Raw genomic sequence first — 13,218 nt, forward strand, 5'->3', positions numbered from 1 at the left:
CGCTCTGCCACACCATGCACCACCGTTCCTGTCTGCCCTTCCTGTTTCTGCTTGGCGCGCTGGCGCCGGCCGCTTCGGCCCAGACGCTGCCGCCTAATTTGTTGCTCGACGATACCTTCGACGACAACCGGCAGGGCTGGCGCGTGGCCGCCGATGCCAATGGCAGTTTCGCGCTCGAGGGTGGCACTTACCGCGTGCGCAACCAGCAGGGCGTGAGCCTGGAGCTGAAAACCTTGCCCCTGAACCTAGGAGCCGACTACGCCCTCGAGGCAACTGTGCAACTGCAAGGCGAGGGGCGGGGCGGCTTGTTTTGGGGCGCTGCCGACGACGATAATGGCAACGTATTCGCCCTCGAAAACGACGGCCGCAGCTACGTAATTGGCCGTTGGCAAAAAGGCAAGTGGGAAGAGCTGCGCCCGGCCACTGCCGTGCCGGGCAACGCCGGTGGCAAGCCGCACACCCTGCGCGTGCTGGTGCGCGGCAACGAAGCCCGCTACTACATTGATGGCACGGAGGTGTGGAAGCAAGCCGGGCTGCGCACCTACGGCACCGACCTAGGGCCCTACGCCAGCCGCCAGGCCGAGCTGCGCCTCGATCGGTTGCGTGCCTGGCACAAAGCCAGCATCAGGCTAGCGCCCGATCTGCCGCTTACCATGCAGCGCGAGCACCTAGGCGTGGCTATCAACGAGCCCGACGTACGCGAAACCAACCCGCGTGTCAGCCCCGATGGCCGCCAACTGTACTTTGCGCGCGATGTGCAGCAAGGCACTACCCAAAACCTCGACGTGTTTGTGGCGCAGCGCCAGCCCGATGGCCGCTACGCCGATGTGCAGCCCCTAGGTAAACCGCTCAACAACGAAGGCAACAACGCCGTGGAAAGCATCACGCCCGATGGCAACACGGCCTTGCTCATGAACCTCTATAAGCCCGATGGCAGCAGCCGGCCCGAGCGCGGCGCCTCCGTGGCGCGCCGCCGCCCCGATGGCAGCTGGGGCACGCCTGAGCAGGTGCGCTTTCGGGCTTTGCCACCTGCCGCCGAGCGCGCCGACTACTGTCTGGCCGCATCGGGCAACGTGATGCTGCTGGCACTCGATGCGCCCACGCACCCGCAGAAGTGCGACTTGTACGTGAGCCACCAAACGCCCAAAGGCGACTGGACCGAGCCCAAACCCCTAGGGGGTACCATCAACACACCCGGCGACGACTACGCCCCGTACTTGGCGCCCGATGGCCGCACGCTGTATTTCGCCTCCAGCGGCCACCCCGGCTTTGGCGGCGACGACATTTTCGTGACCACGCGCCTCGACGAAACCTGGACGAAGTGGAGCCCACCGCTGAACCTAGGGCCGGGCATCAACACCCTGCAAGACGACGGTTATTTCTCCGTTACAGCCTCCGGCGACCATTCTTTTTTGGTAGGCACCAACGACCGCGGCAACTACGACCTTTACCGCGTAGCCCTGCCACCAGCGCTGCGCCCCAAAGCCACTGTTCTGGTACGCGGCCGCACCCTCGATGCCCGTACCAATCAACCCATAGTAGCCGATATCAAGGTGGAGCTGCAGCCCAAGGGCACCGCCGCCGGCGAGGCCCGCGCGGCTACGGCGGGTCGCTTTCAGCTAACCTTGCCCGGCGGCTCGACCTACGTGGTGCGCGCCACCGCCACCGGCTACTTGCCCACCACCGAGCCCCTCGACTTGAGTAGCAACGCACAGTACTCCGAAATCAGCCGCGATATATTGCTTGCGCCGCTATCGGCCGGGCAGCGCATTGCGCTCAACAACTTGTTTTTTCAGCAGAGCAAGCCCGATTTGCTGCCCACCTCGCAGCCCGAGCTCGATCGGCTGGTGCAGGTGCTGAAAGACAACCCCGAGTTAAAAATTCGCCTCGAGGGCCACACCGACAACCAAGGCGACCCCAAGCTGAACGTGAAGCTCTCGGAAGAGCGCGTGCAGCACGTGCAGCAGTATTTGGTAGGGCAGGGCATTGCGGCTGCGCGCCTTCAAACCGTGGGCTTCGGCGGCAGCAAACCCGTAGCGCCCAACGACAACGAGTACAACCGGCGCAAAAACCGCCGTGTAGAGCTCGTAGTGGTTGAATAAGCTGTGCAGCAGTGTAAGTAAGAGAAGCTGAGCGCAAAGCAGTGGTTTTATTTGCGCAGTTTCTTTAACAACTTGGCCGGGCAAAGCCACGCCCGCGTACCACCCCGGTACGCGCTTACCTTTGCTCCGAACCAAACGCCTGCTCCGATGGATACTGCCGAAGTTACTGCCCCGGTTACTGCTGCCGAACCGCAACTGCCCTTGGTGCAACAAGACCCTTGGCTGGCTCCTTTTGCCGACGTAATTCAGCGCCGGCTTGCGCGCTTTGAGCAGCGACTAACCGAAATCCAGGCCGAATGCGGCTCCTTGGCGCGCTACGCTTGCCGCCATCAGCAATTCGGCTTGCACTACGATGCGCGCCGCCGTGGCTACTGGTTCCGGGAGTGGGCGCCGGCTGCCGAGGCCGTGTCCATCATGGGCGACTTCAACCAGTGGGATAGGAACTACACCCCGCTCGCGCGCCGCGCCGATGGCGTGTGGGAAGTATTCCTGAGCGAGCAAACCTTCCCGAACCTGGTGCACGGCTCGCGCTACAAAGTGCACATAGTGGCCGCCAACGGCGCGCGCGACCGGCTGCCTGCCACCGTGCGCCGCGTGGTGCAAGATGAGCACAGCAAAGACTTTGCGGCCCAGGTGTGGCGGCCCGAGCACCCGTTTCAGTGGACGGACCAGCAGTTCCGAGTGAACAACTACGTGAAGGAGCCGCTCATTTACGAGGCGCACGTGGGCATGGCCCTCGAGGAAGGCCGCGTAGGTACCTGGCGCGAGTTTGCCGACTACATTCTGCCCCGCATTCAGGCCGATGGCTACAACGTGGTGCAGCTCATGGCCGTGGCCGAGCACCCGTACTACGGCTCGTTTGGTTACCACGTGGCCAACTTCTTTGCGCCCTCGGCCCGCTTCGGCACCCCCGAAGACCTGAAGTACCTAGTAAACGAGGCGCACCGCCGCGGCTTGGCCGTGGTGATGGACGTGGTGCACTCGCACAGCGTGAAAAACGAAGCCGAAGGCCTGGGCAACCTCGATGGCTCCGATAACCTGTACTTCCACAAGGGCGAGCGGGGCAAGCACCCTGGCTGGGATTCGCTGCTATTCGACTACGGTCGGCCCGAGGTGCAGCAGTTCTTGCTCAGTAACCTGCGCTACTGGCTCGAGGAGTTCCACTTCGATGGGTTCCGGTTCGATGGCGTAACCAGCATGCTGTACCACCACCACGGAGAGGGCACGGCTTTCACCGAGTACGCGCAGTACTTCGGCCCCGAAGCCGACGACGACGCCATTCTGTACCTGCAGCTGGCTACGGCGCTGGTGAAGGAATGCAAGAAATCGGCCTTGCTGATTGCCGAAGACATGAGCGGCTTGCCGGGCCTGGCGCGCCCCCTGAAAGGAGGTGGCATCGGCTTCGACTACCGCTTAGGTATGGGCCTGCCCGATTTCTGGATTAAGACCCTAAAGCATCAGCGCGACGAAGACTGGAACCTAGGCGGCTTGTGGCACCAACTCAGCAACCGCCGCGCCGGCGAAAAAACGGTGGCCTACGCCGAGTCGCACGACCAGGCTTTGGTAGGCGACAAAACCCTCTCGCACTGGCTGCTCGATGCGCGGGTGTACAGCAGCATGTCGCGCCTCAACTCGCCCGACATTGAAACCGTGCGCGGCGTGGCCCTGCACAAGATGATTCGGTTGGTTACCCTAGGTGCCGGTGGCGAGGCCTACATGAACTTCATTGGCAACGAATTCGGCCACCCCGAGTGGGTCGATTTTCCGCGCCAAGGCAACAACTGGAGCCACCACCACGCCCGCCGGCAGTGGTCGTTGGCCGACAACCCCGACCTGTACTACCACGCCTGGCTGCAGTTCGACAAGGCCATGATTGCTTTGGAGCGCCGCACGCGTTTCCTGAACGCGGGCCCGGCCCGCCTGCTCCACATCGATGAGGACAATAAAATAATGGCCTTCGAGCGCGGCGGCCTGGTGTTCGTGTTCAACTTCGACCCCGAGCGCAGCCTGCCCGATTACCATTTTTTCGCCGGTACCGCTGGCAGCTACATACCCGTGCTTGACTCCGACGAGCCGCAGTTCGGCGGCTTCGGGCGCATCACAGCGGGTATCAAGCACTTCACCCAACCCGACGAGCACGGCACGCCGTTCCTAAGCCTGTATTTGCCCACCCGCACCGCTCAAGTGTTGCAGCGGGTGAAGTAGTACCTAGGGAAACGTTCACCCAGCACTGAACAAAAAGCTACTAGGCTAAAAACCGCACCGCCCGAATCCTAGCAGCAGGAGTCGGGCGGTGCGGTTTTCGGTTGGTGCGAGCTGAACGTTTGTGCCACGAGAGGAGGGATTGACGCCGCTCGATGCGCAGAATGTCGTGCCCCCTCGCAATGGCAGGCCGGGGAACGGTTGCCCTTAGCTCCGCTTCTTACCGGCCTTAATCATGCCCACGGCTTTGCGCATGCGCTCGTACCGAATTTCGGTGCTCTTGGCGGCCTCAATCCAGCGGGTGTATTCTTTTTGGTGCGTGTAAGAGAGCAGGTCGAATTTCTCGCGGGCACCGGGTTCGGCGGCCAGCACGCGAGCAAACTCTTCCGATAATTCCACCACGCGCGGGTTGGTGTCGCGGGCCAGCTCCACGTGTACCTCGTGGCCCCAGGTTTTGTCGATGGCACCGCGCACTTGCTTGGGCACAATCAGGCAGTGCGTGCCGTCGCCGAGGGGCATGAGGCTGCCTTGGTACGGAAAGCCATCGAAGGTAGCCAGCACTTTCACCTGCCCGCGGGTGCCGTACACTTCTTTTACATCGAAGGGCATGAGCACAAACACGCCGCCGCTTTCGCTATCGAGTTCTAGCGGGGCGTCGAAGGTGTGTTCGGGGGTGAAAGCGGGTACGTTGGACATGGGGCAAAAGTAAGGTTAAGCAAAAAGGCGCGGGTCGAGCACGAGGGCGGCCGTAAGGTCGGGAGCAGTGCCAGGGGCTTGCACGTGCAGGCGCTCGGCGGGTATGCGGTACATGGCTTGCAGGCGCTCGGCGGTATGCTGATCGGGCACCAGCACGCGGTCGGCATGGGGGAGAGCCAAGCGTTCCAGGGCCTCACCCCAACCCCGATCTACGGGTGAAAGTAGGTCGGTGGCCAGCTGCGTAACACGCAACACCAGCGGCCGGTGGGTAATATGCCGAATTTCAACTCCGGCCAGCCACACTGGCCAATCCGGCGCGAAAACCACATCAAAGGTAGTGCTGTGGGCCAAACGCACGGCGTGGCGGGCGTATTGGATGATGCGAAAGTTCATGCCGTCGAGGTCAGCGGCCGAGCTCAGTACGGGTTCTGGCTGCGCCGAAACCGACTCATCGAGCCGCTCCGGAGCGTGCTCCACGGCTGGCGCGTTGGCAGGCGCCAATTGCCCGGGCACCGCCGAGGCGAAAGTTGGTACGTCGGCGGGGGGGCTCTCGGGCTTGGGAGCGGGTGCGGTTGCCTCCGGTGCGGCGTTGTCGGCAGGAGCACCTAGGGGCAGGTCGTCGGCCTGCTCGTCGAAACTCGTGTATGGGCTGCTCAGCTCGGCGGCTTCCAGCACCCCGGGCTCGGAGGCGGGTTGCCGTTCCAGCACTTCAGGTGTAGGAGTGCTGCCGATGTAGGGCGTAGCAGGTACCTGAAAGCCGCTTGGCTGCTCATTGGTCGGTTTGCTGCTGGCCGTGGTGTAGGTGCTGCTTCCGATGTAGGGGTAGGCCGGGGCGGCGGTACCTAGGGTGGCAAAATCGGGAGCCGGGGGCAAGGCGCCGCCTAGGTGCTGCGCGGTGGCATTGCCGGGCAGGGCAGCGGCCGCAACGGGCTCGGCAAGCCATAGCTGAATACCGGCGGTAGCGGGCAAGGCATGCGCCAGCGGTAGCGCTTCGGACGCGGCGTCCCAGCCCAGTAGCAGCACAGAAGCAGAAGCGGTGTTGAGCATAGGCATGAGCAGTGTACGAGCCAGCGCTAACCTAGCACCGGGGCAGCGGGCAAACAACACAAATCGCGCGAAACCTGCTTACCTTGCATGCTAGCCCGACCGGAAGCCTCCGGCCGGGCGTCTTTCTTCACCTAGTTTGCCGCAACCCTGAACTGACATGGACAATACCACGATTCAGGAAAACAATTACATGATTAACGACTTGGCCCAGAAGGCTAAGCAGGATTTTACGCCTGGCCAAGTCGTAAGTGCCGAAGTCGTTCCGGGTACCGCCGATTTCCGCTTTACCGCCGACAACGGGGTGGTGCTGCTCGTGCAGGTAATCACCGATAAAATTTTGCGCTTCCGCTACAGCACCGACGGCTACTTCGCGCCCGATTTCAGCTACGCCTTCGAGGGCGGGGTGCCGCCTCGCGAAACCACCACGCTGCTCGAGTTTGTAGAAAAGGACGACCACTACCGCCTCACCACGGGCCGCCTCATCTGCATCGTGGGCAAGGAGGGCATGCACGTGCGCCTGCTCAACCGCTCGGGCGTGGTGCTGTGCGAGTACGAGAAGGGTTTCCACTGGGAGTACGATTACGAGTCGGGCAACGACATCGTGAAGATGAGCCAGCAGGTGCAGCCCGGCGTGCATTACTTCGGCCTCGGCGACAAGCCCGCCAACATGAACCTGCGCGGGCAGCGCTTCTGCAACTGGGGCTCCGATACCTACGGCTACGTAAAAGGCTCCGATCCGCTCTACAAGAACATTCCGTTCTTCATGGCCCTGCACCAAAAGCTGGCCTACGGTCTGTTCTTCGACAACTCCTTCAAGAGCTACTTCGACTTTGCCGCCGAGCGCGCCGACGTAACCTCGTTTTGGGCGCACGGGGGCGAGATGAACTTCTACTTCATCTACGGCCCTACGCTGCTCGAAGTAACCCAGCAGTACACCCACTGCCTCACAGGCACGCCCGAGATGCCGCCGCTGTGGGCCCTAGGTTACCACCAGTGCAAGTGGAGCTACTACCCCGAAAAGCTGTTCCGCGGCATCGGCGAGGAGTTCCGGAAGCGCCAGATTCCCTGCGATGCGCTGTACCTCGACATCGACTACATGGATGGATACCGTTGCTTTACCTGGCACCCCGAACACTTTCCTGAGCCCAAAAAGATGGTGCAGGAGCTGGCCAACGACGGCTTCAAGACCATCGTCATCATCGACCCCGGCATCAAAATCGACCCGCAATACCCGGTGTGGCAGCAGGGCTTCGAGAACGACTACTTCTGCCGCCGCGGCGACGGGCCGCTAATGAAAGGCTCGGTGTGGCCGGGCCTGTGCCACTTTCCCGATTTCACGCGCACCACGGTGCGCGAGTGGTGGAGCGGCCTGTTTAAGGGCCTGATCGAGGACGTGGGCGTGCGCGGCGTGTGGAACGACATGAACGAGCCGGCCGTGTTCGAGAAGGGCACCTTCCCCGACGATGTGCGCTTCGATTACGACGGCAACCCCTGCACGCACAAAAAGGCGCACAACGTGTACGGCATGCAAATGGCCCGCGCCACCAACGAGGGCGTAAAGCGCTTTGCGCACCCCAACCGGCCGTTCACCATCACGCGCAGCACCTACTCAGGCGGGCAGCGCTACTCTTCGGGCTGGACGGGCGACAACGTGGCCTCGTGGGAGCACCTGTGGCTGGCCAACATTCAGTGCCAGCGCCTAAGCATTTCGGGCTTCTCCTTTATCGGCTCCGATGTGGGCGGTTTCATCAACACGCCCGATGGCGAGCTGTACGTGCGCTGGGTTGCCTTGGCGGCGTTTCACCCGTTCTTCCGTACGCACTCGTCGGGCGACCACGGCGACCAGGAGCCTTGGTCGTTTGGCGAAGAGTTTACCGACCTGGCGCGCCACTTCATCGAGCTGCGCTACCGCCTGCTGCCCTACATGTACACCACGTTTTGGCAGTACGTGCAGCACGGCACGCCCATGCTGCGCCCTTTGGCGTTCATCGACCAAAATGACATCGAGACGTACCAGCGCATGGCCGAGTTTGCCCTTGGCGACCACCTGCTGGTGTGCCCCGTAACGCAAGCCGGCGTGGATGGCCGCTGGATGTACCTGCCCAAAGGCCAGTGGTACTACTGGTGGACCGACGAAGCCCGCGACGGTGGCGCCGAGGTTTGGGCCCCCGCTGGCCTCGACCGCATTCCGCTGTACGTGCGCGCCGGGGCTGTAATTCCGCTGCGCCCCGTGATGCAATACGTGGAGGAGCTGCCCGTAACCGAGCTGACGCTGCACGTGTACTACAAAAACGGCAAGGAAACCAGCACCCTCTACGACGACGGCGGCGAAGGCTACGGCTACCAGCAAGGCCAGTACACGCTGCGCCGCTACACCGTAACGGGCACCGCTACCAGCCTGAAGCTGCAGCAAGAAACCGAAGGCGAGCTGACGCCCAGCTGGGCCACTTGCCGCGTGGTGCTGCACGGCCTGCCCCTAGGTGCCGAGCTGCTGGCCGTTACGGCCGATGGCAAAGAGCTGGCGGTGGAAGTTGCCGCCGCGGCCAATGGCGGCCAGGAGCTACCGCAGGTGGTGGTGCCAGCCGGCTTTGCCGAGCTGGTATTTCGCACGGCATAAGTAGTACAACTGACACCCACAAAAAGCCCTAGGTGCTGCGCAGCACCTAGGGCTTTTTGCTTATTGTTGTGCCGTTAAGCTTAACCGTATCAGCTTTTGCAGAATCAAAATACTGGTGTGCCTAGGCGCTGGGCGAAACACATGGCAGCGGCGCTAAGCTTGCTGCTGTGGGCTGGGGCACCGGCTGCCGCCCAACGCATCGTGCTGCCTACGGGCGAATACATGGATACCACCAGCCTGCGGAATCCTGGGTGTGGTGCGCCGTTCTACCAGTACTATCAGGTAAAGGGCAAGTACCCAGTTGCCTCGGCTACCCTTGCCCGGCAAGCGCAGGCTTTTTTGCAGCAGCGAAATGGCCGCTACACCGGTACTGGGCTGATTACCTTTCGCTTTGGCATCGACTGCGAAGGCAAGCGGCTGCCCTGGACCAAGGTACTGCAGACCGATGCCGCCTACCGTCCTACGCATTTCGCGCCGGCGTTGGTCGAGGCGCTTTATGCCTATCTGCAAACCCTCACCGAGTGGCGGCGGGCAGCGGGACCCAACCGCGAACCGGCCAATTACCTAACCTTGCTAAGCTTCCGCATTCAGGATGGAAAAGTTGTGGCCGTTACTCCTTAGCCTAGGTGGCCTACTGAGCTTGGGCGGTTGCCAAACGGAGGCCAAGCCCACCGCTGTTGCCGACCCATGCCTCAATCGGGCGTATCAGGCCAAGCTGATTGAGCGGTACATTGAAAAGGGCGCTCAGCGCTACGGCTACAACCACCCCAACTGGGAGGTGTACTGCGACAGCCTGATTGCCGCTTGCCCGAACGTTGCAGTAGGCTATCAGGAGAAAGCCATACCGTACCTGAAAAACGGCGACTACGCCCGCGCCTTCGCGCTCGAAGACAAAGCCGTAAGCCTCGATCCCAAAACCTGGACCGCCTACCGCGGCTTCCTGTACTGCATCTTCACGAAGGACTACCCAGCCGCCCTGCGCGACTTTGAGCAGGCCGAAAAGCTAGTGCCCGGCGGCTACCAGATGGACCATACCTACTGGTTCTACCGGGGTTTATGCAACCTGGAGCTGGGCGACCTAAAGGCCGCCGAAGCCGATTTGCTACGCGATGTGGCCGCCCAGCAGCAAGGCAACGCCAGCACGGCGGCGCATTTCAACTCACTGTTTTACTTGGGCGTGGTGGCATACGAAGCCAAGCAACTGCCCAAAGCCGCCGACTACCTGCGCCAAGCCCTGCAGCAGTACCCCCAGCACCCCGACGCCCATTACTACCTAGGGCTTACCGAGCAAGCCATGGGCAAAGCCAACAGCGCTCAGCAGCACCTAGCCCAGGCCCGCCAGTACCTGCAGCAAGGCTACAGCATGAGCGAGGACAACCTGTTTTACGCGAACTACCCACACCAAATAACCGCTTACGAGGTAGCGCAGGCGCTAACCGCCAAATAAGCCGCCGACGTGGTAGTTGACGAAGTTATGCGCTAGCCAGCAGGCGCGTGCGCAGGTAATCGTATACCTCTGGATTGGCGAGCAGGGTGCCGTGGTGCTGCCGCGAAAACACCTGCACTTGCACCTGGCCGTGGTCGGAAGGCGCGCTCTTGAATACGCTGCCCGTTGCCGAGCCACCACCTACCAGCCCATCGCCGAAGTACTGGGCCAGCCACGATTCGGCGTTCTTCAGCAGCGAGGCGGCCAGTACGTGGTAGCGCACCCCGGGCAGCGGCGGCACAGGAGTGCGAGGTGGCACCAGGTCGTCCGCGTGCGGATTCTGCCAATCTTCGTCCACCAGGCGGGCATGACGCAAGTCGCGGATGCCGTTGCTGCGCCGGTCGATGGTATCGGCGAGCAAGCGCGCCAGGCGCAAATCGAAGCGGCGGAGCATCAGGGCCGTCAGAAAGCTGTGTTGCTCCAGGAAAGAACCCTCGTTGGGCACAGCCAGCAAAAACACTTGGCGCAGTTGGCTTAGCCACGGGGCCTGGGTTTGCTGCCCATAGTAGCCGGCGCTTCGGATAACCAACCCGCCCATGCTGTGGCCCACCAGCACCAGCCCGCTTATGGCGCCGGGCCACTGCTCAACCAGCGCCGTAAGCAGCTGGCTCAGCTCGCGGCCGTTCTGCGAAATGTGGCGGCCCGAGTTGTAGCGTACGTACAGGCTGCGCACGCCTAGGTCTTGCTCGAGGCGCGGGCCGTAGCGGGGTACTTCGGGCGCACCCGTTTGCCAAATGTGTTCGTCGCCCATCAGGCCATGCACCCACACAAGGGTGCGTTTGGGGCCGTCGGTAAGGTCGAGGTCGGCCACGGCTACATCGGCCCCTTGGCGCCGAAAGCTAAACCGAATGGCGCGGTGGTCGCCGCGGGTTTCGAGCTGGTCGCCAATGGCGCCGTTGAGAGCCGGCAGCAAAAAGTGGCGGTAGCTGCGGCCGGTTTGGTACAAAGCCTCGGCGCCGGTAAACGGAGCGGTGGCAGCCCGGCGCAAAGCCGCCGTGGCCCGCCGCCAGCGCGGCTTATCGTCGGCCGAATCGGAGTTGGGCGGATTGCGGTTGAGGCTAGCCATGCTGCGGTGGAGCTTGTGCGCGAAAGTACGCGGGCGACGTGGGGGTGATTAGGGGCGATGCGGGCAGACGGCCTAGGTCAGAAACAACTTAGTTGCTCGGCCAACCTAGGCCTAGGCGGCCAGCCGTTGCTTACCGAATTACCAACCGGCGCGTAACAGTGCCAGCAGGCGTTTCAAGGCGCAGCAGGTACATGCCCGGTTGTTGGTTTTGTAAGCGCAGGGCCCGGCCGTTGTAGAGGCCGCGCGGCGCGGCGCCCTCGCGGTACACCTCCCGACCTAGGGCATCGGTTACGCTGAGCGGGGCCGTAGCTACGGCCGGGTTATCGAGCGAAGCCAATGCAAACTCGCCGGTGCTGCTGGGGTTGGGGTACACGCTCAGGGCTGCTGCCAGCGCAGCCGATTGTTTGTTGGAAGTAACCCGCGAGCCGAACGTTACCTCATCGACAATAAGCGTAGAGCTGGCCGTTGCATTGCCGGTACCCACCACAAAACCCAGGCGCAGGGTGTCGGGAGTAAGCGTGCCGGGCTCGTACTCGATGTTGTAGGCAGCTTGCCCAAAGGTGCTGCGAGCGGGCAAATCGAGGCCGCCGGTGCCAATAAAGTTGCCCTGGGCAGTGCGCGGACCGCGCGAAAGCGCCGCCAAAGCCGCCGCCGAATCGTTGGGGGCCAAGGTGAGCTTGTACCAGAACCGCACGCTGCCCGGCCGGCTCGTAAAGGGTATGCCGCCCGCCGTTTCGGGGTTTTGCGGATCAATTTTAGAACCCACAAACACTACCGAAGGCACATAACCCGTGAATGGCAAACCCGGGAAAGCAATTTGCTTGCTCTGCAGCTGCACCGCAAAGTTGCCCGCGTGCCGGTCGGTGCTTTTGGTGGCGAAACCTAGGGAGAAGGGCAACTGCGTGGCCACTAGGTCGTCGAGGGAGTACCAGCCGTTCAGGCTTTCGCGCAGGCCGCTGGTCGTCCAGTTCTCGAAACCGTTGTTGGGCAGCGTTTGGGCTTGTAAGGCGGCAGGAGCAAGCAGGCCGAATAAGAGTAGGAATTTTTTCATAGCGGGCTTGGGCGAAGTGAGCAATGGTTGAGCTCGGGCGGGTATACGTAAACGAAAGGTCTGGTTTCAAGCCGACATTCTCAATGACCTGAATCAGGGAGGCCGAGTACACTACGGATGCGCGTTGGCGGTGCGGGGTTGCAGCAGCGGCCAAGCTAGCAGGGCGCCGGCCAACAAGCCGCCTAGGTGCGCCGCATGATCGACGTTGGGGTTGAGGTTGCTGGCGAAGTTGGTGCCCACCAAATACAGCGTGTGTACAAACAGCGCCGCCCGCGCCGAGCGGCTAAGGCGGGTGGCGTGGGTAGCTGCCAGCGTAAGCATAGCCCCGTACAGCCCGAAAATGGCCCCCGATGCACCAACGCTGTTCACGCCCGCGCTGTGCCACCACAAGCTGGCCAGGCTGCCACCTAGGCCGCTAAGCCAATACAGCACCAGCAGCCGCCACCGGCCTACCAGCGGCTCGAGCAAAGCCCCGATAAAGAGCAGCGCGTAAGTATTCAGCAGCAAGTGCCACAGGCCGCCGTGCAGGGCGCAGGCCGTAAGTAGCCGCCACCACTGGCCACCTAGGGTAAGCGGCGTAAAATTGGAGCCCCACAAAATCAGGTCGCGGCCGGCGGGCTCTACGGCATCCACGCCGCTGGCCACCATCAGCAGGTACACCAGCAAGTTCAGGCACGCGAGGGCAAGCGTTACGGCTACCACCCCAATGCCGGGAATGGTAGCAGGAGGTGGGGGACTGGTTGGTTCGGGAGCGGGCACTTGGCCGCGGCGCTGCAACTCGGCCCAGGCTGCCTGTACCAACTCGGGCGCAAACGACCTAGGGTGCTGCGTGAGGTAGAGCAGCTCGGCGTCGGTTTTGCGGGCAAATGCCTGGGCTAATGGCGAACCTGGTTCCATGCCAAAGCGCCCCGCCACAAGCAGGCCAACTAGCTGAAGCCCGACAACTTGGCA

The 13,218-nt window shown here is 62.5% G+C and carries 10 protein-coding genes; 5 read left to right on the forward strand and 5 right to left on the reverse strand.

Annotated features, from left to right (window positions below; translation table 11 throughout):
* Positions 1-14: 14 nt before the first annotated feature.
* Together ASU33_RS20525 and ASU33_RS20530 are read left to right on the forward strand one after the other, a co-directional pair.
* Positions 15-2,102: an OmpA family protein gene (locus ASU33_RS20525; RefSeq protein WP_149867336.1), complete on the forward strand. Its 2,088-nt coding sequence runs from the start codon at positions 15-17 to the stop codon at positions 2,100-2,102.
* A 147-nt stretch (positions 2,103-2,249) separates the two neighbouring features.
* On the forward strand, positions 2,250-4,307 hold the full coding sequence (locus tag ASU33_RS20530; RefSeq protein ID WP_059072656.1) for an alpha amylase C-terminal domain-containing protein: 2,058 nt from the start codon (positions 2,250-2,252) through the stop codon (positions 4,305-4,307).
* Positions 4,308-4,511: 204 nt separating this feature from the next.
* Here the strand turns inward: ASU33_RS20530 and ASU33_RS20535 are convergent, their stop codons facing one another.
* A complete protein-coding gene (locus ASU33_RS20535) occupies positions 4,512-5,000 on the reverse strand; it encodes a YdeI/OmpD-associated family protein (protein WP_059072657.1) in 489 nt (162 codons plus the stop codon).
* Positions 5,001-5,015: 15 nt separating this feature from the next.
* Positions 5,016-6,047: a glycosyltransferase family 4 protein gene (locus ASU33_RS20540; RefSeq protein WP_059072658.1), complete on the reverse strand. Its 1,032-nt coding sequence runs from the start codon at positions 6,045-6,047 to the stop codon at positions 5,016-5,018.
* 157 nt (positions 6,048-6,204) lie between these two features.
* Here ASU33_RS20540 and ASU33_RS20545 point away from each other — a divergent pair, with 157 nt between their 5' ends.
* The 3 genes from ASU33_RS20545 to ASU33_RS20555 all read left to right on the forward strand — a co-directional run bounded on the left by ASU33_RS20545 (position 6,205) and on the right by ASU33_RS20555 (position 10,111).
* Positions 6,205-8,664, forward strand: coding sequence for a glycoside hydrolase family 31 protein (locus ASU33_RS20545; RefSeq protein WP_286130703.1), 2,460 nt, complete (start codon positions 6,205-6,207; stop codon positions 8,662-8,664).
* A gap of 141 nt (positions 8,665-8,805) precedes the next feature.
* The gene (locus ASU33_RS20550; protein WP_059072659.1) at positions 8,806-9,285 is read left to right on the forward strand and encodes a hypothetical protein; all 480 of its coding nucleotides are present in this window, start codon (positions 8,806-8,808) and stop codon (positions 9,283-9,285) included.
* Positions 9,257-10,111, forward strand: a complete 855-nt coding sequence (locus tag ASU33_RS20555) for a tetratricopeptide repeat protein (RefSeq protein WP_078063293.1) — start codon at positions 9,257-9,259, stop codon at positions 10,109-10,111. Before ASU33_RS20550 ends, ASU33_RS20555 begins: the two co-directional genes overlap by 29 nt.
* 25 nt (positions 10,112-10,136) lie before the next feature.
* On the opposite strand, the gene ASU33_RS20560 is transcribed toward ASU33_RS20555, so the two are convergent.
* The 3 genes from ASU33_RS20560 to ASU33_RS21545 all read right to left on the reverse strand — a co-directional run bounded on the left by ASU33_RS20560 (position 10,137) and on the right by ASU33_RS21545 (position 13,164).
* A complete protein-coding gene (locus tag ASU33_RS20560) occupies positions 10,137-11,216 on the reverse strand; it encodes an esterase/lipase family protein (protein ID WP_059072661.1) in 1,080 nt (359 codons plus the stop codon).
* Positions 11,217-11,346: 130 nt separating this feature from the next.
* Positions 11,347-12,267, reverse strand: coding sequence for a T9SS type A sorting domain-containing protein (locus ASU33_RS20565; RefSeq protein ID WP_059072662.1), 921 nt, complete (start codon positions 12,265-12,267; stop codon positions 11,347-11,349).
* A 111-nt stretch (positions 12,268-12,378) separates the two neighbouring features.
* Positions 12,379-13,164 (reverse strand): rhomboid family intramembrane serine protease, encoded by a 786-nt coding sequence (locus tag ASU33_RS21545; protein WP_059072663.1) that lies wholly within the window; start codon positions 13,162-13,164, stop codon positions 12,379-12,381.
* Between the last annotated feature and the right edge of the window lie 54 nt (positions 13,165-13,218).

The organism is Solirubrum puertoriconensis, assembly GCF_001483135.1.
Taxonomy (GTDB): domain Bacteria; phylum Bacteroidota; class Bacteroidia; order Cytophagales; family Hymenobacteraceae; genus Solirubrum; species Solirubrum puertoriconensis.

Excerpts from the sequence above, each read along its gene's own strand:
- ASU33_RS20545 (WP_286130703.1), top strand. The coding sequence starts at position 6,205 with ATGGACAATACCACGATTCAGGAAAACAATTACATGATTAACGACTTG.
- ASU33_RS20560 (WP_059072661.1), bottom strand. The coding sequence starts at position 11,216 with ATGGCTAGCCTCAACCGCAATCCGCCCAACTCCGATTCGGCCGACGAT.
- ASU33_RS20540 (WP_059072658.1), bottom strand. The coding sequence starts at position 6,047 with ATGCTCAACACCGCTTCTGCTTCTGTGCTGCTACTGGGCTGGGACGCC.
- ASU33_RS20525 (WP_149867336.1), top strand. The coding sequence starts at position 15 with ATGCACCACCGTTCCTGTCTGCCCTTCCTGTTTCTGCTTGGCGCGCTG.
- ASU33_RS20565 (WP_059072662.1), bottom strand. The coding sequence starts at position 12,267 with ATGAAAAAATTCCTACTCTTATTCGGCCTGCTTGCTCCTGCCGCCTTA.
- ASU33_RS20550 (WP_059072659.1), top strand. The coding sequence starts at position 8,806 with ATGGCAGCGGCGCTAAGCTTGCTGCTGTGGGCTGGGGCACCGGCTGCC.
- ASU33_RS21545 (WP_059072663.1), bottom strand. The coding sequence starts at position 13,164 with ATGGAACCAGGTTCGCCATTAGCCCAGGCATTTGCCCGCAAAACCGAC.
- ASU33_RS20530 (WP_059072656.1), top strand. The coding sequence starts at position 2,250 with ATGGATACTGCCGAAGTTACTGCCCCGGTTACTGCTGCCGAACCGCAA.
- ASU33_RS20555 (WP_078063293.1), top strand. The coding sequence starts at position 9,257 with ATGGAAAAGTTGTGGCCGTTACTCCTTAGCCTAGGTGGCCTACTGAGC.
- ASU33_RS20535 (WP_059072657.1), bottom strand. The coding sequence starts at position 5,000 with ATGTCCAACGTACCCGCTTTCACCCCCGAACACACCTTCGACGCCCCG.